The sequence below is a fragment of the Neobacillus terrae genome (assembly GCF_011393025.1).
In the GTDB taxonomy this organism is placed as follows: domain Bacteria; phylum Bacillota; class Bacilli; order Bacillales; family Cytobacillaceae; genus Neobacillus_A; species Neobacillus_A terrae.
In genome coordinates this window covers 19,385-44,049 of sequence record NZ_JAAOEO010000024.1, presented here as the reverse complement: position 1 = coordinate 44,049, position 24,665 = coordinate 19,385, and the positions used below count along the sequence as shown (strand labels likewise).

Annotated in this window: 22 protein-coding genes and 1 riboswitch; of the genes, 13 read left to right on the top strand and 9 right to left on the bottom strand. The window is 39.8% G+C overall.

The window, feature by feature from the left end; genetic code table 11:
- Positions 1-12: 12 nt before the first annotated feature.
- From G8761_RS22535 to nikC, 3 genes are all read left to right on the top strand, one after another.
- On the top strand, positions 13-1,629 hold the full coding sequence (locus G8761_RS22535; protein WP_166030205.1) for an ABC transporter substrate-binding protein: 1,617 nt from the start codon (positions 13-15) through the stop codon (positions 1,627-1,629).
- Between the two features lie 122 nt (positions 1,630-1,751).
- Complete coding sequence (locus G8761_RS22530) at positions 1,752-2,759, top strand: ABC transporter permease (RefSeq protein WP_166030204.1); 1,008 nt, start codon at positions 1,752-1,754, stop codon at positions 2,757-2,759.
- Positions 2,760-2,778: 19 nt separating this feature from the next.
- Positions 2,779-3,678: a nickel transporter permease gene (gene nikC / locus G8761_RS22525; RefSeq protein ID WP_166030203.1), complete on the top strand. Its 900-nt coding sequence runs from the start codon at positions 2,779-2,781 to the stop codon at positions 3,676-3,678.
- A 192-nt stretch (positions 3,679-3,870) separates the two neighbouring features.
- Here nikC and G8761_RS22520 read toward each other — a convergent pair whose 3' ends face one another.
- Complete coding sequence (locus G8761_RS22520; protein WP_166030202.1) at positions 3,871-5,013, bottom strand: HupE/UreJ family protein; 1,143 nt, start codon at positions 5,011-5,013, stop codon at positions 3,871-3,873.
- A 205-nt stretch (positions 5,014-5,218) separates the two neighbouring features.
- Between G8761_RS22520 and G8761_RS22515 the strand changes: the two genes are divergently transcribed.
- The 5 genes from G8761_RS22515 to G8761_RS22495 all read left to right on the top strand — a co-directional run bounded on the left by G8761_RS22515 (position 5,219) and on the right by G8761_RS22495 (position 15,005).
- Positions 5,219-10,765, top strand: a complete 5,547-nt coding sequence (locus G8761_RS22515) for an OmpL47-type beta-barrel domain-containing protein (protein ID WP_166030201.1) — start codon at positions 5,219-5,221, stop codon at positions 10,763-10,765.
- A gap of 420 nt (positions 10,766-11,185) precedes the next feature.
- On the top strand, positions 11,186-12,043 hold the full coding sequence (locus G8761_RS22510; RefSeq protein WP_166030200.1) for a carbon-nitrogen hydrolase family protein: 858 nt from the start codon (positions 11,186-11,188) through the stop codon (positions 12,041-12,043).
- Positions 12,044-12,069: 26 nt separating this feature from the next.
- Positions 12,070-12,753: a GNAT family N-acetyltransferase gene (locus G8761_RS22505; protein ID WP_166030199.1), complete on the top strand. Its 684-nt coding sequence runs from the start codon at positions 12,070-12,072 to the stop codon at positions 12,751-12,753.
- 60 nt (positions 12,754-12,813) lie between these two features.
- Complete coding sequence (locus G8761_RS22500) at positions 12,814-13,425, top strand: GNAT family N-acetyltransferase (protein WP_243450122.1); 612 nt, start codon at positions 12,814-12,816, stop codon at positions 13,423-13,425.
- A gap of 150 nt (positions 13,426-13,575) precedes the next feature.
- A riboswitch (SAM riboswitch) is annotated at positions 13,576-13,684 on the top strand.
- Between the two features lie 91 nt (positions 13,685-13,775).
- On the top strand, positions 13,776-15,005 hold the full coding sequence (locus G8761_RS22495) for a homoserine dehydrogenase (protein WP_166030198.1): 1,230 nt from the start codon (positions 13,776-13,778) through the stop codon (positions 15,003-15,005).
- A gap of 42 nt (positions 15,006-15,047) precedes the next feature.
- On the opposite strand, the gene G8761_RS22490 is transcribed toward G8761_RS22495, so the two are convergent.
- From G8761_RS22490 to G8761_RS22475, 4 genes are all read right to left on the bottom strand, one after another.
- Entirely contained in the window at positions 15,048-16,130 is a 1,083-nt protein-coding gene (locus G8761_RS22490; RefSeq protein ID WP_166030197.1) for a M20 family metallopeptidase, read from the bottom strand.
- A 978-nt stretch (positions 16,131-17,108) separates the two neighbouring features.
- Positions 17,109-17,276, bottom strand: coding sequence for a YfhD family protein (locus tag G8761_RS22485; protein WP_166030196.1), 168 nt, complete (start codon positions 17,274-17,276; stop codon positions 17,109-17,111).
- Between the two features lie 137 nt (positions 17,277-17,413).
- Positions 17,414-17,539 carry a YfhE family protein gene (locus tag G8761_RS22480; protein ID WP_166030195.1) on the bottom strand — a complete coding sequence of 42 codons (126 nt, stop codon included), beginning with the start codon at positions 17,537-17,539 and terminating at the stop codon, positions 17,414-17,416.
- 73 nt (positions 17,540-17,612) lie between these two features.
- The gene (locus G8761_RS22475; protein WP_166030194.1) at positions 17,613-18,518 is read right to left on the bottom strand and encodes a TIGR01777 family oxidoreductase; all 906 of its coding nucleotides are present in this window, start codon (positions 18,516-18,518) and stop codon (positions 17,613-17,615) included.
- 94 nt (positions 18,519-18,612) lie between these two features.
- On the opposite strand from G8761_RS22475, the gene recX reads away from it, so the two are divergent.
- Complete coding sequence (recX, locus tag G8761_RS22470) at positions 18,613-19,425, top strand: recombination regulator RecX (RefSeq protein WP_166030193.1); 813 nt, start codon at positions 18,613-18,615, stop codon at positions 19,423-19,425.
- Positions 19,426-19,444: 19 nt separating this feature from the next.
- Here the strand turns inward: recX and G8761_RS22465 are convergent, their stop codons facing one another.
- Positions 19,445-20,113 carry an SDR family NAD(P)-dependent oxidoreductase gene (locus tag G8761_RS22465; protein WP_166030192.1) on the bottom strand — a complete coding sequence of 223 codons (669 nt, stop codon included), beginning with the start codon at positions 20,111-20,113 and terminating at the stop codon, positions 19,445-19,447.
- 96 nt (positions 20,114-20,209) lie between these two features.
- Between G8761_RS22465 and G8761_RS22460 the strand changes: the two genes are divergently transcribed.
- A complete protein-coding gene (locus tag G8761_RS22460; RefSeq protein ID WP_166030191.1) occupies positions 20,210-20,533 on the top strand; it encodes a YfhH family protein in 324 nt (107 codons plus the stop codon).
- Positions 20,534-20,572: 39 nt separating this feature from the next.
- On the opposite strand, the gene G8761_RS22455 is transcribed toward G8761_RS22460, so the two are convergent.
- Complete coding sequence (locus tag G8761_RS22455; protein ID WP_166030190.1) at positions 20,573-20,752, bottom strand: small, acid-soluble spore protein K; 180 nt, start codon at positions 20,750-20,752, stop codon at positions 20,573-20,575.
- A 131-nt stretch (positions 20,753-20,883) separates the two neighbouring features.
- Between G8761_RS22455 and G8761_RS22450 the strand changes: the two genes are divergently transcribed.
- Positions 20,884-21,153: a YfhJ family protein gene (locus G8761_RS22450; protein ID WP_166030189.1), complete on the top strand. Its 270-nt coding sequence runs from the start codon at positions 20,884-20,886 to the stop codon at positions 21,151-21,153.
- A 46-nt stretch (positions 21,154-21,199) separates the two neighbouring features.
- Here G8761_RS22450 and G8761_RS22445 read toward each other — a convergent pair whose 3' ends face one another.
- Positions 21,200-22,183: a metal-dependent hydrolase gene (locus G8761_RS22445; protein WP_166030188.1), complete on the bottom strand. Its 984-nt coding sequence runs from the start codon at positions 22,181-22,183 to the stop codon at positions 21,200-21,202.
- Positions 22,184-22,358: 175 nt separating this feature from the next.
- Between G8761_RS22445 and mutY the strand changes: the two genes are divergently transcribed.
- Entirely contained in the window at positions 22,359-23,477 is a 1,119-nt protein-coding gene (gene mutY / locus G8761_RS22440; RefSeq protein ID WP_166030187.1) for an A/G-specific adenine glycosylase, read from the top strand.
- Between the two features lie 59 nt (positions 23,478-23,536).
- On the opposite strand, the gene G8761_RS22435 is transcribed toward mutY, so the two are convergent.
- A complete protein-coding gene (locus G8761_RS22435; protein WP_166030186.1) occupies positions 23,537-23,761 on the bottom strand; it encodes a hypothetical protein in 225 nt (74 codons plus the stop codon).
- 146 nt (positions 23,762-23,907) lie between these two features.
- Between G8761_RS22435 and fabL the strand changes: the two genes are divergently transcribed.
- A complete protein-coding gene (fabL, locus tag G8761_RS22430) occupies positions 23,908-24,657 on the top strand; it encodes an enoyl-[acyl-carrier-protein] reductase FabL (RefSeq protein WP_166030185.1) in 750 nt (249 codons plus the stop codon).
- Positions 24,658-24,665 lie beyond the last annotated feature (8 nt).

The following is a 24,665-nucleotide window of genomic DNA, read 5'->3' as shown; positions in this document are numbered from 1 at the left end:
AAAGTAAAGCATATGAAAAAGACTTTAAAAGTGCTGTTGATTTCATTCTTAGCCATGAGCTTATTCCTGGTTGGATGTAACAGCAGCAAAACGAATGAAAATGCAGGCGGGAAAACAGATAACGGTACTAGTGCCGGTCCTAAAAAGGATACTTTAGTATTTGCCCGTGGCGGAGATTCCACTTCTCTAGATCCAATCACAACAACAGAAGGTGAAACCTTTAAGGTAACAGATAATATTTTTGAAAACCTTCTTTCTTATGGACCACAGGATACAACTGTTCAGCCTGGTCTTGCTGAAAAGTGGGAAGTAACTCCAGATGGACTTACTTATACCTTCCATCTGAGACAGGGAGTTAAATTCCACGATGGAACCGACTTTAACGCAGACGCAGTCGTGTTTAACTTTGACCGCTGGATGAACGGCAATGCCGACAAATTCCCTTACTATACAATGTTTGGCGGATACAAGGGTGAGCCTGGACATGTTATTAAAGAAGTCAAGGCACTTGATGCTAATACAGTGCAATTTACTCTAACAAGACCTCAGGCTCCATTCCTTAAGAACCTTGCAATGTCTCCTTTCGGAATTGCAAGTCCGAAAGCGGTAAAGGATGAGGGAGATAAATTCAGAGAGAAGCCGGTTGGAACTGGACCATTTAAATTTGTTGAATGGAAACAAAACGACCGCATCGTCCTTGAAAAGAATCCTGACTATTGGCAAAAAGGACTTCCTAAGCTAAACAAAGTCATTTTCCGTGTTATTCCGGAAAACACCGCACGTTTAAACGCACTTGCAAATGGAGAAGTGGACTTGATGGATGGTCTTAATAACTCCGATGAAGATTCTGTTAAAGCTAATGACAAGCTTCAGGTTATTGAACGTCCATCCATGAACGTTGGATACCTAGGTTTTACAACAAACCGCAAGCCGTTTGATAACAAACTGGTTCGCCAGGCATTAAACCATGCTATTGATAAAGAGTCTATTATTAAATCATTCTACAATGGCAAGGCAGAGCCTGCGAAAAATGCAATGCCGCCTTCCGTTGAAGGATATAACGATGATGTTAAGGATTATGAATACGACCTGGATAAAGCTAAAGCATTGTTGAAAGAAGCTGGATATGAAAAAGGATTTACAATGGATCTATGGGCAATGCCTGTAGCACGACTTTATATGCCTGAAGCTCAAAAGGTAGCTGAGGTAATTCAGGAAAGCTTCAGCAAAATCGGTGTTAAAGCTAACATCAAATCAGTTGACTGGGCTACTTATTTAGATAAGGCAGCCAAGGGTGAATTTGATGCATATATGCTTGGCTGGACAGGCGACAATGGAGATGCTGACAACTTCCTGTACACACTTCTTGACAAAGACAGCATTGGTGCAAATAACTACTCTTATTACAAAAATGATCAGCTTCACGACATTCTGATCAAAGCACAAACAGAAACAGATCAGGCAAAACGTAATGAACTTTACAAGCAAGCTCAGGTTATCATTCACGATGACGCTCCATGGGTACCGCTTGTACACTCCAGACCTCTTTTAGCAGCAACAAAAGACCTTTCTGGGTATCTGCCTCATCCAACTGGATCTGAAGCATTAACAAACGTTGAGTTCAAATAATTTCTGCCGGAAGGGGAGCTCTGTCTCCCCTTTTGTTACTCTTAGCTTTTAAAGATTAGAAAAGATAGCTCTAGTTCCGGCACCTAAAACGAGCGCTTAAACTTTTGAAAGAGGTGAGGGGTTTGCTTAATTACACAGTGAAACGTATTTTTTCACTTGTACCGGTTTTAATCGGAATGACCCTTGTTGTTTTTGCCATTATTCATGCCATACCGGGAAATCCCGCCCAGGTTATACTTGGACAAAGGGCAACAAAAGAGGCCATTGCCACACTGACAAGAGAACTGGGATTAAATAATCCGTGGTACATACAGTATTTTGATTACCTGAAGGCTCTGCTTCATGGAGATTTGGGAATATCAATGAGAACAAGAGGGCCAATCAATGAGGAAATTTGGCCCTACCTTGCCGCAACGCTTGAACTAACAGTGTTTGCTATGATTATTGCAGTCATTATTGGTGTAAATGCAGGCATTATAAGTGCCTGGTTTTCTAATTCCTGGTTTGATTATGCAGCAATGATCCTGGCTCTTGTGGGGGTTTCGCTTCCAATCTTCTGGCTGGGCTTAATGGGGCAGTGGGTCTTTTCCATTGAACTTGGCTGGCTTCCAACAACAGGAAGGGAAGATGTCCGAGACCCAGTAACAGCGATAACTAATTTATATTTGATAGATACATTGCTGGGCGGAAGGTTTGATCAATTCGGGGTGGTATTTAAACATCTTATTCTTCCAAGCATGGCACTTGCTACTATCCCTATGGCCATTATTGCGAGAATGACCCGCTCCACAATGCTCGAGGTGATGAAGTCTGACTATATCCGTACAGCGAGAGCAAAGGGTCTTAAAATGTTTTGGGTAGTTTATAAACACTCTTTGAAAAACGCCATAATTCCTGTTCTTACTATAATCGGATTGCAGACTGGACTTCTTTTAGGAGGCGCCATTCTGACTGAAACCATATTTGGATGGCCAGGAATTGGCCGGTATTTATACGATGCCATTGGCTACCGTGATTATCCAGTAATTCAGTCGGGAATTTTAATCATTGCCGGAATTTTCGTTTTGATTAACCTGATTGTTGACCTTCTATATGCATTTGTAGATCCGAGAATTAAATACACTAACTAAAAACAAGGAGGGAAAAATAGTGGCTGAATTGGCGAAAAGAACTGCTGAAATCCCCGCGGTAAAGCCTCAGGAGGAAACAGTCTCTCCCTGGAAAGAGGCATGGCAGGCATTTCGTAAAAATAGACTGGCCTTGGTGGGATTGGGCATTGTAATCTTTTTTATAATCATTGCAATTATTGCGCCGATCATCGCTCCTTATGGATTTAAAGAACAGCAGCTTACGGAGAGATTGACGGCTCCATCTGGCAAGCATTGGTTTGGAACAGATGATTTTGGACGAGATATCTTTTCGAGAATCGTTTACGGAGCACGGATTTCATTATGGGTTGGATTATTTTCAGTATTGGCATCTGCTGTCGCAGGAACTCTTCTCGGAATTGTAGCAGGGTATTACGGTAAATGGGCTGATTCGATTATATCGAGATTGTTTGATATTATGCTGGCATTTCCAAGCATTCTGCTGGCCATTGCAGTTGTAGCGATCCTTGGTCCTTCACTGCAAAATGCCCTAGTTGCCATTGCTGTTATTAATATTCCTAACTTTGGAAGGCTAGTCCGTTCCAAAGTGCTAAGTGTAAAACAAGAGGAATATATTATGTCTGCCCGGGCGGTGGGTATGAAGGATACAAGAATCCTTCTGCATCATATCCTTCCAAACAGTGTGACACCAGTTATTGTTCAGGCTACACTGGCCATTGCAACAGCTATTATTGAAGCAGCCGCATTGGGTTTCCTTGGTCTTGGTGCCCAGGCACCGACACCAGAATGGGGAAAAATGCTTTCTGATTCCAAGCAGTATCTGGTTCAGGCACCTTGGACGCTGTTCTTTCCTGGTATTGCGATTATGCTGACAGTTTTAGGCTTCAATTTAATGGGTGACGGCCTGAGGGACGTATTGGATCCGAAAATGAAACAATAAAAGGGGACTCATGGGAGTCTCCCTTTTTATGTGTCTAATAATAAAGAGGTGTTAAATGAAAGAAGTCAAAAGACATGCAGATTTGGACTGGATTAAGGTTTTAACAACGCAGGTGGTTTTTCTGTATCATTCCGCTCCAAACCAGCACATATAAACAAGAAAAGCAGGGCATCGGATGTCCTGCTTTGTCATTTAAAAGAATAGTCTTTGGATAAGCCAAACGAAACCTAGTAGAAAAATTATTACGGAACCGCCGTTAATGATTTTGCGGTAACTCATTCTTCCCTGGAATTTCATAAGAATAGGAACAATGATGATAACGAGAAGAAGCTGAATAAGTTCAATTCCTACGTTAAAATTGATCAGGGCGATGGCTAGATGTGATTTTGGGAGTGACATTTCCCTTAGTATAGTTGCAAAACCAAGTCCGTGAATTAATCCAAAAAAGAAGGTTACGGCCCATCGGTACATAATTTGCTTTCGGAATATATTTTCAAGTGCAACATAGCAGATACTAAAAGCAATCAAGGATTCTACTATTCTTGAAGGCAGATCGGCAATTCCTACTACCGCCAAAGTAAGAGTTATACTATGGGCGATTGTAAAAGCGGTTATGGTAGTAATGTATTGCTTCAAAGTTTGCCTGCGCAGAAGGAGGGCAAACAGGAATAATAGATGATCATATCCGGTAAGAATATGCTTGGCTCCTAGTGCTAAAAAAGAACTCCAGGCTGTTGTGTTATTTGTTGGAGCAGGAGTATCTGCTTTTTGTGTTGTGGCTTGTCCAGGCTGCTGCTCCTGTTGGTTTTCAGATATCTGCATAGTCCATTCCCGGTTTTTTCCCTGAAGAACCGCTTCACTTACCTGGCCATCGCTATTCACTTTTAAAAAATCAGTATAGGTATCAAAGTTTCTGCTGCCTTCATAGAAAATTCCATCCAGTAGCTTAACGGTGTCTCCAACAGTATAGGCAGGATATTTAAAGGTTAGGGTAACAAGATCCTTATCCTTCGTCTTTTCTAATTTTAAGCTCGTAATTTTACCTGCTTGCTGCTTACCGTTTACTTCAAGAACAACACTATCCTCAACCCATTCCTGGAATCGGATTTTATTTGCCTTTAATTCTTCCTCACTTAATTTACCGTCATCATTCTTATCTCCACCGATCCCTTCAATCACCGATAAAGCATCAATGGAGTAAATCATTTCAGTAGTATTCTTCGACAAATTTAATGTATTAAACGCTGCACTAAAAGCATGGGCAAAACCTTCCCTAGGGAAAAGCAGGCAAGCGAGCAGAACAAATACTGCGATTTTTCTATAGTTTTGGGTCATCAGAACTTAGCATCCTCTCTGGAAGAATCATAGATAATTTCTATTATATAAGGATGCACAGAAAGTTTGTGTAATAAATTGTTAGAAATGGGCTAATATTCCCATAGTTTATTACAGAAAATCATACAAAAATCTCATACATTCTTTACATTGAGATGGTAGTTTTAATCTGTAGGAAAACTACTATATCTTTAGGGGGAGTTTGATGGGCAAAAAGCACTTTAAAAAGTGGGGGAGTCTGGGTCTTTCTGCTTTGTTGCTTGGTGGGTCGTTTTTACCAAACCTAGCAACCCATGCTAAAGCACAATTTGGAAACGTTGTCATCAGTGAAGTTTATGGTGGTGGCGGTAATAGTGGTGCGATTTATAAGAATGACTTCATAGAATTATATAATCCGACAGATACAGCAATAAGTATTGAAGGATGGTCTGTACAGTATATTTCTGCTGCTGGAACAACTGTTGCCGGTACTGCAACATTGAAAGGCGAAATTAAACCTCATGGATATTATTTAGTCCAGGGAAAAGCAGGAACAAGCGGAAATGGTAAAGACCTGCCTGTTGCAGATGTCGCTGGTAGCGTTGATTTGGCTGGTGCTGCTGGAAAAGTAGCATTGGTAAAAGTGGCAACAAAGATAACTTCAAAAGATGATCCAAATGTTACTGACTATGTAGGTTATGGAACTACAGCAAGTGATAAAGAAGGTAGTGGTCCTGCACCTGCCCCTTCGAATTATAAAAGCGTAGAAAGAAAAGCAAACGACAGCTCAGACCCAACTAGTGAAGGGGCAGGAAAAGGAAATGGATGGGATACGAATGATAACGCTAACGACTTTGTTGTAGCTGACCCAAATCCACAGAACTCTAGTGCTCCGGTGGAACCTGAACTTGTAACTCCGGGAACTCCTTCAGAAGGTGTTATTTTCTTAAAGGATATACGAGATAGCGACTCTGAAGGACAGTCCAAGCTTTTAGGCCAAACTGTAACTGTAGAGGGAACGGCAACTGTTTCAAATAATGTGGTAGGAGCCAAGTCTTTTTATATACAAGATGCCACTGGCGGAGTTAACATATTCGGCAGCACCCAGGATGTAAAAGTTGGTGACAAAGTAAAAGTCACTGGACAGGTAGCTCAATATAATGGTTTGACAGAGATTACTCCTACTTCTGTAGAAGTTACAGGAAAAGGCAGCGATATTTCACCAACTGTAGTTAATAAGCTCGCAGTCTTTGGAAACTTTAATACCGCTGAGCCTCTTGAAGGAACTCTAGTTCAAATAAGAGCAAAAGCAACCAATATACCTGTAACTTCAACAGGTAACGTTACCTTAACAGACGATACAGGGAAAACTATTCTAGTAAGGGTTACGTCAGGAACTGGAATTGACTTAACTAGTACCTTTAAGAAGGATAGTTATTATACAGTTACTGGTATTGTTGGACAATACGATGATAATAATCCTTATACAAGTGGTTATCAGGTATTCCCAAGAAGTGTTACAGACGTTAATGAATATTTCGTTCTATCTTTGGCCCATGATCCTATTACAAAGGCTTATAGAGGAACCGACGTACAATTCACGGCCAATGCATCGGGTGCTGATAGTGTAACAGTTTACTATAAAGGTAACAATGCAGCTGACTACACAGCTCTTCCGATGGCAAAAGACAGCAATGGAGTATATAAAGCAATTCTTCCGGCAGCATCTCTGCCATTAGAAGGATTTTCTTACTATATCGAAGCAAAAAATCCATCTGATGTTAAAACAGCGGGTACAGCTGCAGCGCCATATGCTGTATCAGTGGAAAATGATGTAGAAGGACCTGCAATAACAGGTGTTCAACCAGTCAATAATTCAATTGTTGAAACTACTACACCGGATATCAGCTTCCAAATTAATGATCCTAGTGGAATTGATTCTTCTAAGCTATCGATAAAGGTTGATGGCCAGGAAATGGCTTCTTCCGCGAAGGTTGTGGATGGACAGGTTACGCTTGAACTTGCAAATCCACTTGAAGTCGGTGCACATAAAGTGGAAGTAGCAGCGGCAGACAATAAAGGAAATACATCGAATACTTCATGGTCCTTTAATGTAGCCCAACCATTTACAGGCGGTAACCACTACCGGGGAACAACGCATAACCATACGAATATTTCCCATGATGGAGCAGGTACACCTGAAGATGCTCTTAAGGCTGGACAGGCTCATGGCTATGACTGGTTTGCATTTTCTGACCACTCCCATGATATTGATTCAACCCTTGCCGATAAGGATACGGTTGATCATAATGGCATGCCTGAACGTAAAGGTGGCGATAACTGGCAGCTTACCAAAGACCTTGCCAAACAATATACAAAGAATGGTGAGTATGTAGTTTTCCCAGCATTTGAAATGACTTCAACAACATGGGGACATTCCAATGTTTTTGGAACTGATAATTTTATTGACCGTAAGATGAACAGCGGTAAGTATCAGGATTTAAATCAGTATTATGCCTGGGTTCTAACCTACGATAATATTGCTGCACAATTCAACCATCCTGATATGTCGGCGAATGCTTTTAATAACTTTATGCCATATGACCAAAGAGTGGATAAGCTCTTTACAATGCTAGAAGTAGGTAATGGTTCTGGTAACTATGCCTATGCCAACGCTGAAAAGAAATTCTACAGTGCTCTTGATCTTGGATGGCATGTAGCTCCAACGTATGGTGAAGATAACCATGATGGTACATGGGGACAAACACTAAACAGAACAGTAATTGTTTCTGATGATCTGTCACAGGCTTCCTTGCTGCACTCGATGGAAAACATGAGGGTTTACATGGAAGAGGATCCAAACTTTAAACTGGATGTATTGGCTAATGGGCAGTACATGGGTTCAGTTGTTGACAGTAAGTCTCTGACTTTTGATATCAAAGGTTCTGACCCTGTTGCGGAGTCAAAGTCAATGCCGGGTTTTGAATATCTGCCTTCTTCATACAAGTCAGACGACACAATTGAAAAAGTTGAATTGATCACGAACGGATCAAAAGTGGTTGACACACTTACTCCAAATTCCAAGGACTTTACATGGAAACCTCAAGTAACAGTAACTGGCGGACAGCAGTGGTTTGTTGTTAAAGTAACACAGAAGGATGGAGAACGTATTTACTCTTCTCCAATCTGGACAAAAGAACAGCCGGTCGATGTACGCGTAAGCGGTCTTGAAGTTGCTGGAGATGCTATCACCTCTGGAAACCCTGCTACGCTTGAAGCCGGTGTGAGCAACCTTGGTAAAACTGCATTATCCAACCTAAATGTTAAGTTTTATTATGATGAGGTAAAGGATAGCAACTTAATTGGCCAAAGCACAATAGCTCAAATAGCAGCTAAAGGTGTAGCACAGGCAACTGTTGTCTGGAACAATCCTATTGCTGGTCAGCATAAGCTGCTGGCTGTTGTGGATTCTCCAACTGGAGATAATCCTGAAGACAATACATTCTCTAAAGATATAAATATCAAACAAGCTCTCGGAATCAAGGTAATGATTGATGCGGCTCATAAAAATGAAAACACATCAACAGACCCTGGCACTTACAAGAACAACTTTAATAGTTTTACAACACTGGTTCAGCGTGAGGGTTATACTGTATTTGAAAATAAAAACCCACTTACTGCTGAAAATTTAAAAGATGTTAAAGTATTGGTTCTGACCCATCCGCAAACAGATTTGACGCCGGATGAAAATAAAGCTGTTGCCGACTTTGTTAAAAATGGCGGCTCATTATTCCTGACAGATAAGAGTAACTTCAACAACAACACAGATATTAACAATGACTTACTTCAGGAAATGGGATCATCCATCCAGGTTAACAATGATGGAATCAACGATGATACGAAGGAAGGAAACTTCTGGTCGGATCCTCTTAAATCCAAATTTGCAGTCCGTCTTCATTTACACCCTGTAGCCAATTATATTACAGACAGGGCAGATACAATTGAGTACTACAGCGGCTCAAGTTTGGAGAAGGTAGGTCATGAAGCACTTACAGATAGTGATACTGTTACTATTTTAGCAAGCGGCAACGAGACAACCTATCAGGGCAGTGTGAAATCTGGCTACAAAATATATGACAATGTTTCCAATAACAGTGGCGGTTCATCTATTCCAGCTATTGCTTCAGAAACCATAGACAAAGGCCGAATTGTTGTATCTGGTATGAACTTTATGAATGATAAGCAGCTTGACGAATCCTTTAATCAAAAAGGAAATGACGAAGTTGCATTAAACGCTGTGAACTGGCTTGCAGACCGCGGCACAGTTGTATCAGACTTGAGTGATGCTAGAAAAGGAAAAGAGGGTCAGCCAGTGGTAGTAGAAGGAACAGTTACAACTGGTGCGGGAACGTTCTATGATGCCTTCTATCTCCAGGATGAAACAGGCGGTATTATGGCATTCCATGACGTTCCTGAAGGATCTTTAAAGCCAGGGGACAAAGTACGTGTTTATGGCCAGCTAAAAACTTTTGAAAACAACCGTGAACTTGAGTATACCGATTTTGCAAAAGATGTTATTAAGCTGGGACATGTTGAACCTCTTCAGCCTCAGGAAGTGACAACAGGTGCAGCAAACAATGAAGAAAATCAAGGTTTACTCGTAAAAGTAACAGGAAAGGTTGTATCAAAATATGATGAGAATTCTTATGTAATTAATGACGGATCTGGAGACATCCTAGTCTTTACCGATGGATATATTGCTACTCAAACGGGACCTGTACCTGATTTGAAGGTTGGTCAAACTCTTCAGGCAGTAGGACTGACTGGAAAGTATGCAAAAGGAAACAGAATTCGTGTCCGTGATACAAAAGAGTTAGTTAGAATTGTGGATGATGTAGCACCAGTTACTCAAATACAGGTAGATCCTGCCGAAGCAAATGGCAGCAACCGCTGGTACACTTCTGATGTTTCCTTTAGTCTATCAGCAACTGATAATCAATCAGGAGTTCAATCTACTCAATATCGCATAAATGGCGGTGATTGGGCAGATTATACTTCACCTGTTAAATTAACCTCTGACGGTACTTACAATATTGAATACCGCAGTACAGATGTAGAAGAGAATGCTGAAGCTGTTAAGTCATATGAAGTGAAAATTGATAAAACAGCCCCTGTTACTGTACAAAAGCTAAACCCTGAAGCACCAACTGGAAATAATGGCTGGTATAACTCAAATGTAATTTTCAGCCTTATCGCTTCGGATGAAACATCTGATATTCAAACTACATTGTATAGTATTAATGGACAAGGTTGGCAGGAGTACAAAAATCCAATTGAACTTACAACAGATGGAGAATATACAATTGAGTATAAGAGCTTTGATAATGCTGGTAATATGGAAAACAGCAAATCCTTTGTAGTTAACATTGATAAAACAGCTCCAACTCTGAAAGTATCAGTAGATAAACCAGTCCTTAAGGTACCAAACCACAAAATGGCTGATATTAAAGCATCACTGGTTTCAGGCGACAATCTTTCAGGTGTTGATTCAGTAATCCTTGAATCTATTAAGGTAAATGAAGCTTCTGCAGATCCTTCTGATATTCAAGGTGCAGACTACGGCACAAATGATGTTAACTTTAGCCTTCGTTCCGAGCGTAAGGGTACAGGAAATGGAAGAGTTTATACGATCACTTATCTTGTTACTGACAAAGCAGGAAATACGTATAAATCCTCGACAACAGTTTCTGTTCCAAAAGGTTTAGGCAATTAAGTAAAAAAAGGAAGTGCTCCCCAGATTCAGGGGAGCACTTTTTGGCTAATCAGAATTTATATCCATAAATTCTGAACGCATAAGAAAAACTAGGGCATCCGCCAAAAAGACTTAGCGAATGCCAAGTTTTTCTAATGTGTTATATTATACAAATTGGGGTATTTTTTTTTGCTGGAATAAAGATATATATTGCTTTTTCTATTACTAGGGTAGGGAGAATGTTTAACTAGAACACAATTTGCTCAAACACTTACAAATATACTTAACACCAAAACTATCTATCCACAGCCTAGCTAATTGCGAGCATTCTCCTATCCGAATGTTCCACCATTATTTTTCTATTTTCCCGATTCCATTTATTTGTTAAAGTTATAAAAATGATGAATAATATATATCTAATAAAGAGTTTAGGGGGAAGAAATGAAAATTCGTGTTTCTGCAGTTCAATACCATTTGCATACTATTAAATCCTTTGAAGATTTCGCTCGTCAAAGCGAGCATTATATAAAAACCGCGCAGGAGTTTGGCGCTGAATTTGTTTTATTTCCTGAGTTTTTTACTACTCAGCTTTTATCAATTGGAAACGGCCAGGGCGAAAGCCTAACAATAAATGACCTTCCTTCCTTTACAGAGCAATACCGTACCCTTTTTTCCAACTTTGCTAAAGAGACAGGAATGCATATTATTGGAGGAACCCATGTGGTTGAGAGAGCAGGGAAGCTGTACAATACGGCTCATCTATTTTATCCGGATGGAAGGATTGCCGAACAGGCCAAACTTCATATAACTCCTACAGAAGTACATGAATGGAATATGGAAACTGGCGACTCATTTCAGATTTTCGATACTGAAAAAGGAAAAATTGCGATCCTTACTTGCTATGATATTGAGTTTCCTGAAATTGTGCGCATGGCGAAAGCACGAGGAGCAGATATTATCTTCTGTCCATCCTGTACAGATGACCGTCATGGATTCCACCGTGTTCGCTACACAGGCCATGCCCGTGCAGTAGAAAACCAGGTTTACGTTGTTGTAACAGGTACAGTAGGACAGCTTCCAACAGTTGACTTTATGCGCGCCAACTTCGGACAAGCTGCTATTATTACACCAAACGATATCCCATTTCCGCCAAAGGGAATTTTAGTGGAAGGTGAAATGAACGATGATATGATTGTAACGGCTGATTTAGATCTTGAACTTCTATATCAGGTCCGGGAGCGGGGATCCGTTACAACATGGCGTGACCGCCGGACAGATTTATATACAGACTGGAAATAAAATAACTCTGAAGGGGAGAGGACTGTATGTATAAAAGCGAATTTTATGTTTTTGAACAGAATCGTCCAATATCCATCTGCATCCGAAACTATAACGAGAAGGATTTTGATGAGCTCATAAATATACAGGCAGAATGTTTTCCTCCCCCATTTCCATCCGAGCTGTTGTGGAATAAGGAGCAGCTTATAAACCATGTTAGTTTATTTTCAGAGGGAGCACTGTGCGTAGTAGTAAACGAAGAACTTGCAGGTTCTCTGACAGGCATGTGCATTGATTTTCAGCCAGAGTCACCAGAACATACTTGGGAAGAGATTACGGATAGAGGCTATATTAGAAATCATAATCCAGACGGAAACACTTTATATATTGTGGATATCAGCGTCAGGCCGAAGTTTCGGAAACTTGGTCTCGGAAAATTAATGATGCAGGCAATGTATCATGTAGTAATTCAAAAAGGACTTGTCCGCCTTCTTGGCGGAGCGAGGATGCCTAGTTACCATAAACATGCTGATAAGATGACTCCTGAGAGGTATTTAGAGGCCGTCATGAACGGTGACTTGAAAGACCCCGTCGTTACATTTCTGCTTCGCTGTGGCCGAGTACCATTAACGATAATAAAAAATTACCTGGATGACGAGGAATCCCTTAATAATGCTGTCCTTATGGAATGGAAGAACCCTTTTAAAAATAGCGAACAGGAGCTTATGTAGATGGAATATTTGAGAATTAGTTAGATTGAAGATCCTAATTTTAGAAAGCTGCATCAATTAATGGGTGAAATTTTTCCTCCAGAAGAGGTCTTGGAATACAACCTTTGGAAAGAACCATTGGAGGATGAGGGAATTCGGGTATTTGTGGCTGTTCATGAAAATGAAGTTGTAGGAGCAACAGAATATCGCTATTATAAAAATTGGAACATTGCCATGACTGATTTCACTATTATCAGCAGGCCAGGTCTGGGAATTGGCCATTATCTTGCTCAAAACCGTCTAAAGGACCTCAAAAACCTTGCAAGGGAAAAGGGGAAGGTTTTATCAGGCATGTTTGCGGAAATTTATGATCCTTATCGAGTAAAGAATCATGAGTTTGGCAGAGTAGAAGTTATGAATCCATACGTACGCCGGGAGGTTCTTTCCCATCTTGGCTACAAGCGTCTTGATCTTAATTATGTACATCCTTCCTGGGAAAACAATGGCCAGCCTGTTTCAGGCCTTGATTTGTGCTTTATGCCGACTGACGGCAGCCAGGAAGAGATTTCTGCATCCCTAACAGCCGATTTTCTTTCCGTCTACTATTCTGTCCTTTCCAATAAACCACAGGAATGGCTGGATATGATTGAAAAATTAAAAGGAAAAGATAAGGTTGCCTTGCTGCCTCTTTAAGGCGTTGATTTTTCAAGGAAGCTTTCCGTTGTGAATCGGAAATTAGCAGGAAAGTTAAAAAGAGTTTTAATTTAAAAAAATTTAAAAATATTGACAATAATTTCTTGCTGACTTAATATTCTTTTATAAGACTAACGAAACTTAATAGTACTCTTATCCAGAGAGGCGGAGGGACTAGGCCCGATGAAGCCCGGCAACCTTCAGGATTTATTCCTGAAAAGGTGCTAATTCCTGCAGGCATTCGCCTGAAAGATAAGAGGAGGACAATGCCCTCTTCTTACGCGAAGGGGGTTTTTTCATTTTCCCCGGTAATTTTTTAAAAATGAAAATTTCAAAAAGGATGTGGGAAGATGAGCGTTTTAAAAATAGCTTTGCTTGGTTTTGGTACTGTGGGTGAAGGAGTTTACAGAAGTATTGAGTCACATGGAGAACGCCTGGAAAAAATATTAGGAAAAAGAGTAGAAATTGTCGCTATTCTGGTTAGAAATAAACAAAAGCAGAGAAAAATATCAGGAAATATCTTAGTTACGGATAATTTTGAAGAAATTATAAACCTCCCGCATATTGATTATATGATCGAGGCAATTGTCGGAAGAGAGCCAGCCTTTACTTACCTGAAGAGAGCGGTTGAAAAGGGAAGTAATATCATTACCGCGAATAAAGAAATGTTTGCCTATCATGGCGAGGAATTATCTCTTCTTGCAGCTGATAAGGGTGTTTCTTTAGGTTATGAGGCGACTGTAGGTGGCGGAATACCTATTATCCAGACTCTCCGTCAATTATTAAAAGTAAATAATATAAAAAAAATAAAAGGTATTTTAAATGGTACATCCAATTTCATTCTTACTGAAATGCGTGAAAAAAAGGAGCCGTTTGCCAGCGTGTTAAAGACTGCACAGGAAAAAGGCTATGCTGAAGCAGATCCCGGAAATGATGTAGAAGGAACAGATGCTTTTTATAAATTAATGGTATTAAGTAAGCTAGCTTTTGGATTCCAGCCGGAATGGAAGGATGTCCATGTTGAAGGAATAACCTCCATTACTCGTGAATGGATTGAGGAAGCTGACCTGCTTCATTTGAAATTTAAACATATTGCTTCTGTTGAATGGAAGGATGGAAAAGTCATTGCATCAGTACAGCCTGTTTTAGTGGGAAAAAGCAGTCCGTTTTATGATGTAGAAGGTGTGGAAAATGCTGTAAGCATTGAAGCGGACCTTGTTGGCAGCATCACATTAAGAGGTCCTGGTGCAGGGATGTTCCCTACGGCAAGTGCAGTAATCGAAGACCTGGCCCAATCACGACATCAAACCGATAGAGAAGCAGGAAGCCCTATAAGAGATTCTGTGGATCAGGACAGTCAAAAGGAAGCCTCTTATTGGCTTTTAGATCGGGTGAAAAAGAAGGTTGCAGATCCATCTATCGAATGGCTTCAGCAGCACCCAAATAACAAATGGATTATTAAATCCAGCGTTAAAGGATTAAATCGAATTTTGGATCAAAACCCGGGAACAGAAGCTTTTCCTGTATTAGCAGAAATGATTGAAAAAGAATCAAGTGATTTATTTACAGCGTCTTTATAAAAAAATAGCACGCAGCTGCGTGCTATTTTTTTAGCTAATCATTTATTTAGGATTTTTTAGGGCTTTCAGGTCAATTGAAAGAGCTAGCTCTTTCAGCATTTTTTGATATGAATAAACCGAATCGGTAATAACATACTCTTCATCTCCATGCCAATTCGCCCCGCTTGGACCAAACTCAATAGCAGGAATCCCCTGCTTTGCAAAAAACACCGTATCTGCAGTTCCGTGCTGTCCAAAATAAACGGCAGGAGTATTGCTGAACTTTTCAACAATAGGGCCAAGCAGCTGAATAATAGGATGATTAGAAGGGGTATTAATTGGCTCAGCAAACATATTTACAAATATCCTTCCTTCTGTGACACTTTCAATCTGGGCCAGGATTTCTTCTTTTGTTTGAGAAGGGAGAAATCGAATATCGAAACTCATCATACATTCATCTGGCACCTTATTGTAGGCATCTCCAGCCTGAATCTTAGCCAAGTTGATGGAAGGACGCTTGTAATAGGCGGTACTTTCTTTTGCGAAGGAAAGGTTTAGAATTTGTTCATATAAGTGATATGCCTTTTCAATTGCATTGATTCCTTCCCAAGGCCGGCTTCCATGTGCTGATTTGCCTTTGACCTCTATATCCAGGCGCAATACCCCCTTAGCCTGGTGGGCAATTCCCAGCTGGGTAGGCTCAGAACATATGACAAAATCGCCGAGATAGCCATTTTCAGCCAGATATCCAGAACAGTTCATCCCGCCAATCTCTTCATCTGATACAATTTGAAGCTGAATTTTAAAGTTTAAATTCATATCTTTTAATTCTCTTATGGTGTACATCATCGCCGCTACCCCGGCCTTCATATCAGCGGACCCTCGGCCAAAAAGTTTGCCATCCATTTCAAGGGGTATAAATTGGTTAGGCTTACCGGTTACAACATCTACGTGGCCGTTGAAAATAAGAGTCCGATCTCCTTTTCCGATTTCAGATACCAGCATTTTATAACCGTTGTTTTCGATTTTTTGAACAGGAAGCTGCTGGCCTTCAAGCCAAACTCCACAAAAATCAACAGCTTTATTTGCACCTTCCTTTGTAGAGCTGTCGATGGATATTAGATCTTTTAATAAATCAATGACCATCGTTCTAAAAACCCCCAGTTTAATAGTTATGCACTATAGTTTTATACCCTATTATACGTGATTATCCTGCATAATGATGAATTTAAGCATTCTCTCCACACTATCCACAGATTTATCCACACTATCCACCGTTGTTAATTAAGTGCCCCACAGATTTACCCACATTATCCACAGGTTTTCTTTTAGTTATCCACATTTTGTTATTAACATTATTCAATTAAGTTAAACGCCTGATATTATTGGCTTTTTAATAGATATCCACAATATCAACATTATCCACAGATAAGAACAAAGTACTATGAAAATAATGCTACTATTAGTCTGCGTTCACAGTCTTTTCAAATTTCCAATATTAATATGTTAAAAAGCTGTGAAAGTCCTTGTTTCTTGGGATCGAACGGCGTATATTGAAAATCAAGAAGGGGAAGTAAAAAGGTTCCTTTGGAGAAAAACGGGGAAAATGATCAGTAATTTTCATTTAGGAGAGTTTTGAAAAGCCTTTTTACGAAAGTGCTAAGGGTTCCTGCCACAACCTCTAGAACAATTAAGTTTTGTAACGGTTTAAACGGATTCTGAGCAGTAATTGCTGCATAACCTCTCTTCAGAATTCGATTGAATAACTTTCTTTACCCCCTTATAAAATATTTAAAGAAGCAGGAATCCCTGCTTCTCTTTTTTTACTTTTAGGAAATTATAGATTTTAACCTTGTGGATAACTCCGAACTTGGTTATTGTAATCTAGCTCCAGCGCCCAGCCCCTCGGGGTCATAAGCCAAATCACTTCAGAAATCAGGACAAGGAAAGCTTCGGAAGCATCCGCATCGCACGAAGGAAAAGCTTTAGCTTTTCCGAGGATGACTACGTGATTCGTCTTATGCCTGTTGGAGGCCCACAGGACGTGGGTCAGAAAGGCGTTGCCACAGGACGTGGCGTATTTAGCCTTTCATCATCTGAACAGGGCGCTTGCGCCTTTTGTTCTTACTTATTGTTTTGGCGTACCCGCTGATTAGCGGCATTTGCACGTGCTTGTGCTTCCAAATCTTCCTGGTCTGCAAGTTCTCTTGAAAACTCTACATCTCTGCCGTCTGACTTCATATCTTTAGGCACTTGAGGAAGCTTTGATTTACTTCTTGAATTGTTATTCATTATATAACCCCTTTCGAGTTCTGTTTCTCCAAAGCAAAAGGTACGGAAGCAATGTTCCGTACCTTATTTTTTACTAATATCAAGCCAGGGATAAGTGGAAATTCCTGAGATAGGTGTCATCCACAGAAAGGTAAAGTTTAGTGTTTAGACCTTTTTTGTTCGAAACCGCCTGCACGGTCAGCCATTTTGAAGGCTCTTTGGTAAGTAACCTCCTGCATACTGGTTAAGGTGAACTTGGACTTTTCTTTCTTTCTTTTTTCCATTTTGAATCCTTCCCTTCAGCTTAGTTTCAACTTTACAATTTTTGCCCAAGAGAGAGGGATTGATACAAAATGTTTATGAAAAAATATTCTTTAAAGCAGAGGAAAGCTTAGTAAACTCGAAATGAAAACCTGTATCCAGCAGTTTTTTAGGAAGAACTCTTTGTCCTTCTAGTACCAGCAAACTCATTTCTCCCAGTTGAATTTTCAAGGCAAATGAAGGTGCTGGCAGCCAGTGCGGCCGATGAATTACATTGCCCACCGTTTTCCCAAATTCATTCATCGTAACGGGGTTCGGGGCTGTAAAATTAACTGGACCTGATATCTGTTCATTATTAATGATAAATAAAATTCCTCTTATGACATCCTTTATATGAATCCAGGACATCCATTGTTTGCCTGATCCAATTTTTCCGCCTGCCAGGATTTTATAGGGGAAAACTATTCGTGGTAAAGCTCCTTCTGATTTATCCAGTATAATGCCAAAGCGGCAAAATGCAGTTCTTATACCAAGACCTGCTGCTTCATAAGCCTTATGTTCCCATTCTTTAACTGTATAGGCCAGGAAATCTCCACCGGGATCTTTCTCCTCTTCAGTAAAAGTTTTTTTGGTGGAGGTTCCATAAAAGCCAATCGCACTGGCGTTAATGAAAACACGGGGCTTTGAATTTAGTTTTTTTATAATCCTAAGAAGTTCTTCTGTTGCATTCAGCCTGCTTTGTAAAATTCGCCTTTTTCTTTCCTTAGACCATCTGCCGCTGTTTATGGATTCGCCTGCAAGATTAATGAATACGTCTATTTGTTCGAGTTCTTCCCACGGACTGGCGTCATTTTCAAGCCAATGAACAAACTGGAGGTTCTTTTTAGGTGAAACTGTTCCTTTTCTTCTGGTTAAAATAAAAACCTTATGTCCATTATTAATCAATTCGTCAGTTAGGGCTTTGCCTACAAATCCGGTACCACCTGCAATCGCTATTTTCATAACAGACCTCCCAGCAATAATATAATTTAATTTTACAGGCAAAGTGCTAAAAAAACTTCATACGATGTGCTACATTGTAGATGAGGTGAGCTCGATGGCAGTCATTACAAAGATTACTGCACAACAGAAAAATAAAGACAGATACAATATCTTTATGGATTATGGCAAAGGTGAACAATATGCATTCAGTGTTGATGAAGAGGTCCTGATTAATTCCAGTCTCAAAAAAGGGATGGAAATAGACGAGCTTTCATTAATGGAGATCAATTATCAGGATGATATTAGAAAAGCATATAACCAAGCGGTCGGATATCTGGCAGCTAGGGTTCGGTCCGAAAAAGAAATTCGGGATTATTTAAGCAAAAAAGACATAGAAGATCCAGTTATTAATGAAGTGCTTCATAAATTAACTGAACAAAAATATATCAATGATCTTGATTTTGCGCTTGCCTTTGTCAGGACTCAAATGAATACTACCGATAAAGGAGTAAAGGTAATCCAAACAGAGCTGCGGGAAAAAGGCATTAAGAATGGTTTTATTGAAACTTCTCTTAAGGAATATCCTTTAGAGCTTCAAATAGAAAAAGCAGTGAAGCTTTGCGAAAAATATAGCAAAAAGTACACAAATGAATCAAAACGTATGCTTAACGAAAAATTGAAAAGCATGCTAATGCGAAAAGGATATACCAATGATGTAATTCAAATTGCTGTCAGTGAATTGGAACAGGAGGATTCCCTTGATAGCGAGATGGAGGCCGTTCGGCATCAAGGTGAAAAAGCCAGCCGTAAATATGCCAAATTCAGCGGTTATGAATATAAGCAAAAGGTAAAACAGGCTCTTTTTAGAAAAGGCTTTTCTTTTGAATTAATAGACCGCTATTTAGACTCTGTATCAGAGGAAGATTAAAAAATCATGACAAATACTGTCATGGTTTTTTGCTTTCAATTATAATTGAATCCTCGTCCATTTTGTTTACAATTGTTTCTGCAATCTCGCCGGCTGGCCGCAGTCTGGATGGATCTTTTATATGGTCGGTATTTTCCCAGAAGGGAGTATCCATTCCCCCCATATAAACGGCAGTAAATTTGATGCCTGAGCCCTGATATTCCTTTTGAAGGCTTTCCGTAAATCCCCTAACGGCAAATTTGCTTGCTGCATAAACTGATTCATTTATCTTTCCACGGAGCCCCGCTGTGGAAATAATATTAATGATATGCCCTTTATTTAAATGGGGTAGAAGAGCCCGGGTTAAATATATGGTTCCTAAAACATTGGTTTCTATCATTTCTTTAATTTCCATACTATTTAATTCTACAATCGGGCCAAAGTGGCCAACACCTGCATTGTTTATAAGTCCATAAACGTCAAATTGCTTGCAAAGAGTATTTATATTTCTGGTTGCATCATCCTCGTTTGAAACATCCAATTCTAGAATATCCGCATTTCCGCCTAACGCTTCAATTTCTTTCTTCACAGCCATTAATTTAGAATTTTTTCTTCCTGTTAAAATTAAATGAAAATTCTTTTTAGCAAGGAGGAGAGATAACTCTTTTCCCAATCCTGAACCGGCTCCGGTTACTATCATTGATTTCATTTAAATAAACTCCTTCTGAAAGTGATTTTCTTTATCTATGATACAAAATTAACTATACTAAAATAAATAGATAAGATAACGACAGGTGGAATGAGGATGCAGCAGGAAAAAAGATATAGCCAAATGTCCGATTATGAATTAAAGCAGGAAATTGCCAGCCTAAAGGAAAAGGCAAGAAAGGCAGAGCAGCTTGGAATGGTAAATGAATTTGCCGTGCTTGAAAGAAAGGCTCTAATGGCTCAGGCCTATTTATTGGATCCAAATGATTTTAAGGCCGGCGATATTTATGAAATTAAAGGAGATCCTGGCGTCTATTTTAAGATTGACTACTTAAATGGAGTTTTTGCCTGGGGATTTCGTCTGGGTGGTAAAAGCGAAGAAGAGGCGCTTCCGATCTCTATGCTAAAAGCCCTTAAATAAATATCAGTGGAGACAGGCTCCACTGATGGGTAAACCTTCTTACGAAAATAATTCGTTACTAGTATCATTTTCCCGCTGATTGGAAGCACGCATACGTTCCTGAGGGTGTGTATTAATGGTGCCATCAGCCCGCTTTGATGCATATTCAGCCTTGGCTCTGGGTTCTCCCTCAAACTTATTGTGACTCTGATTTGGAAAATTGGTTGCTTTATTTCTCATCAGATTACCTCCAGCAAAAGAAATGGGAAACTGTGAAGAGCAAAGGAATTCCAATGCTGACCACGTGTGTTTAGTATTTGTCCCTTAAAGCATGGTTATGTTAAAAATAATTGGTAAAGGAGTGTGCTGGTATGAACGACTATCAAGAAAGGCTTACAACTATTCTCCTCGAGAAAAATGAAGCTTTATCTTATGGACAGGCAAGAACGTGGGTTGAACTCCTTTGGGATGATTTTGAGACAACATACGCACGTGCTGGCAGAGAATATAAGGGCAGCGAAATGACCGAAAAAATTGTCCGTCAGTGGATAGAACAATACGGCAGTAAGCTTCATGAATTCGCAGGCCAGAACCCTAAATACAGACAATATTTGGACCAGGATAAAAATACAATAAATTAATCAACTAATATAAAACAAGCGATGACGCTGTCATCGCTTGTTTTACTTAACCAGGAAGGATATCGAGTTTTTTTCGAAGTTTTTCTTCACTAAATATCCATCCCGTGTAAGACGTAATAATATTTAAATTTTTATCTAACTGGACAACAGCTACAAAAGGATAGTAACCATTACTGCGGTATCGCAAATCGATAAATCTAACTTCATAAGAGGAATCATCAAATTCATCAACCTCCCAACGATAAACAGGAGAAAAGGATAAAAAGGCAGAAAGGTTTTTATCTTTCTTAGCTGCTGCGATAACAGGAGTTTCAGGTACTGGGATTCTCTTAAAGCGATCAAGAATGGTTACCACATTATTCTTAGCGACTCCTACAAAAAATTGATCCTTATTCATTGCGGCGATTCGCCATTGATGAAACTTCATTGTCGGAGCAATGATTACTTCTGTAGCATCCGGTACTATTTTCTTTAACTCTGCCATTACTTTACGCTTCGCTATAAAGCGTGCAATATAATATAAGAGAATGACAGCATAAATGCTCAGGAAGATAGGTCCTGGATGGTTTCCTCCGGCCCAAATAAAAATACCTAGAACATGAATTCCAAAAATAAACGGGTCGAAGGTATTGATGACACCAAGAGCTACCCATTTTCTGCTAAATGGTCTTAATGCCTGAGTACCATAAGCATTGAAAATATCAACAAAAACGTGGATAAATACGGCTAAAAAGGTCCACATCCATAGATGGAGAAGATTTGCATCCGGAAAAAAAGGATATACAACCGCCAATATAGCGAGAGGCCATAGCAGAACAGCTGGAATAGAATGGGTGACTCCTCTGTGGTTTCGGATATATACTGCATTATTCCTAAGTTTAAGGATGGTATCGATGTCGGGAATCTGAGATCCGACAATGGTTCCAATTAATACACTGCTTGCAGTTGCATGATTTGCTGTAACCGCCGGATCCAATGTAGCAAGCCCTCCTAAAGCAAGTCCCATAACAACGTGAGTTCCTGTATCCAAAAGGACTGCCTCCTTTCTGATTACATTTAAATGGCAAAAATTCTTTCTTGCGAATTTTTAATTGTATGTCTAACTTAGTAATAGTGTAATAAAAATGTTTTTAAATTAAATAGTACCAAAACGATATTATTATATTCCCTATTTAAGAAATGTTTAACACTTTGGAGGAACAAAAGTGAAAGATCTGCCTTTGAAAAATTTGGAACACTTTGATATTAAAGGATTTCAGGATGATTTAATCTCCTGGTTTAAACAAGAACAGAGAAACCTGCCTTGGAGAAAAGACCAGGATCCATATAAAGTTTGGGTTTCAGAAATCATGCTTCAGCAAACAAGAGTTGATACAGTCATTCCCTATTTCAATCGCTTCTTAGAGCTTTTCCCGTCCCTAAATGATCTTGCAGAAGCGGATGAAGAAAAGGTCCTAAAGGCATGGGAGGGGCTTGGTTATTACTCCCGTGTCAGGAACCTTCAATCTGCTGTGAAAGAAGTAAAAGAGAATTACGGAAGTGTAGTTCCGAATACTCCTCAGGAAATTTCCAAGCTTAAGGGGGTGGGACCCTATACAGCCGGAGCAATTTTGAGTATTGCCTACGGTATACCTGAACCCGCTGTGGATGGAAATGTAATGAGGGTACTATCACGAATCCTTTCGGTTTGGGTGGATATAGCCAAGCCATCTTCAAGAAAAATCTTTGAAGAAGCTGTAAGAGCTCTAATTTCTCATAAAGAACCATCTTTTTTTAACCAGGCTTTAATGGAATTAGGGGCGCTTATTTGTACATCTACATCACCATCCTGTTTATTATGCCCTGTCCGAGAGCATTGTATTGCTTTTCATGAGGGGGTACAGGATGAGTTGCCGGTAAAGACAAAAAAAAGCAAACAGCGTGAAGTAAGGCTTGCTGCAATGGTTTTGACAGATGAGAATGGCAGGTTCCTTATTCATAAGCGTCCGGATAAGGGTCTCCTTGCAAATTTATGGGAATTCCCCAATCTGGAAATCCATCATCCATTTGAAAGTGGAAAGGAACAGCTTTCGGAATTTTTTAATCAAACGTTTGATTTAATTGTTTCCCCCGGCAAGAATATTGGACTTATTGAACATGTTTTTTCTCATCTTATTTGGAAAACAACTGTTTATACGGGAAGATTAACGGGAAGCTTTGAAAATTCTCCGGAATGGCGTCTCGTCACTTCTGAAGAAATGGAACCATATGCCTTTCCGGTTTCTCATCAGAAAATGAGAAAACTGTATGAGGAACACATTGAAAACGAAATAAATGACGATTAAACGAAAAGAACGCTGGATAAAGTCAGCGTTCTTTTTTGCTCCAAAATGGTTTCAATATTTTAATCATAAGTAACTTCGGTTCCGTGTGCCCAATCCGCTTCGTTTCGTTTCATGCCGCCTCTATTTTCTATTTCTTCTATTATTTCACGGTGAATAGTTTGGCCCTCGCTATTAAGATAGGGAGTTATTTGTTGAAGTGAATGATGAAAAAAGGCGAGTTCACTGTCTTTCCAATCCTTAATTGACATCATTGATAATTCAGTCATATCCCTGCCTACGTACATTTTAGCTCCTCCTATCATAGAGTAATCACCTTTCATTTTTATCCTATGAAAGGCACATACTTCTTTTTATTATTAGGTTTGAATTGTCTTCTATACCTCAAAAAGATAAAATGTAAACAAATCAAAAATACTAAAGGGGTAAGCATATGACACAGAAAGTAGCACTAGTTACCGGAAGCAGCAGAGGGATTGGACAGGCAACTGCTATTAGGCTTGCTGAAGCCGGTTATGATATGGTAATTAATTATGCCAGAAGCAAAAAGTCGGCGCTGGAAACAGCAGAAAAAATAGAAGCGCTTGGCCGTAAGGTTTTAGTTGTAAAGGCCAATGTTGGCGATGTAGCCAAGATTAAAGATATGTTCGCTCAAATTGAGCAGGAATTCGGACGTCTTGATATTTTTGTAAATAATGCAGCTTCGGGGGTTCTGCGCCCTGCAATGGAATTGGAAGAATCTCACTGGGACTGGACAATGAATATTAACAGTAAGGCATTATTGTTCTGTGCTCAGGAGGCAGCAAGACTGATGGAAAGAAACGGGGGCGGTAAAATCGTCAGCATCAGTTCACTCGGTTCTATTCGTTATCTTGAAAACTACACCACTGTTGGTGTATCAAAGGCCGCTCTTGAAGCGTTAACGCGATACCTCGCAGTAGAACTTTCACCAAAAAATATTGTGGTAAATGCTGTTTCTGGAGGAGCGGTGGATACAGAGGCTCTTAAGCATTTTCCAAATCGGGAAGAACTTCTTGAGGAAGCGAGACAAAAAACTCCTGCAGGAAAAATGGTGGAAATCCCTGATATTGTTAATAGCGTAATGTTTCTCCTATCTGATCAGGCTAGTATGATCAGAGGGCAAACCATCATTGTTGATGGCGGAATTTCTTTATTGGTATAGGGAAACTT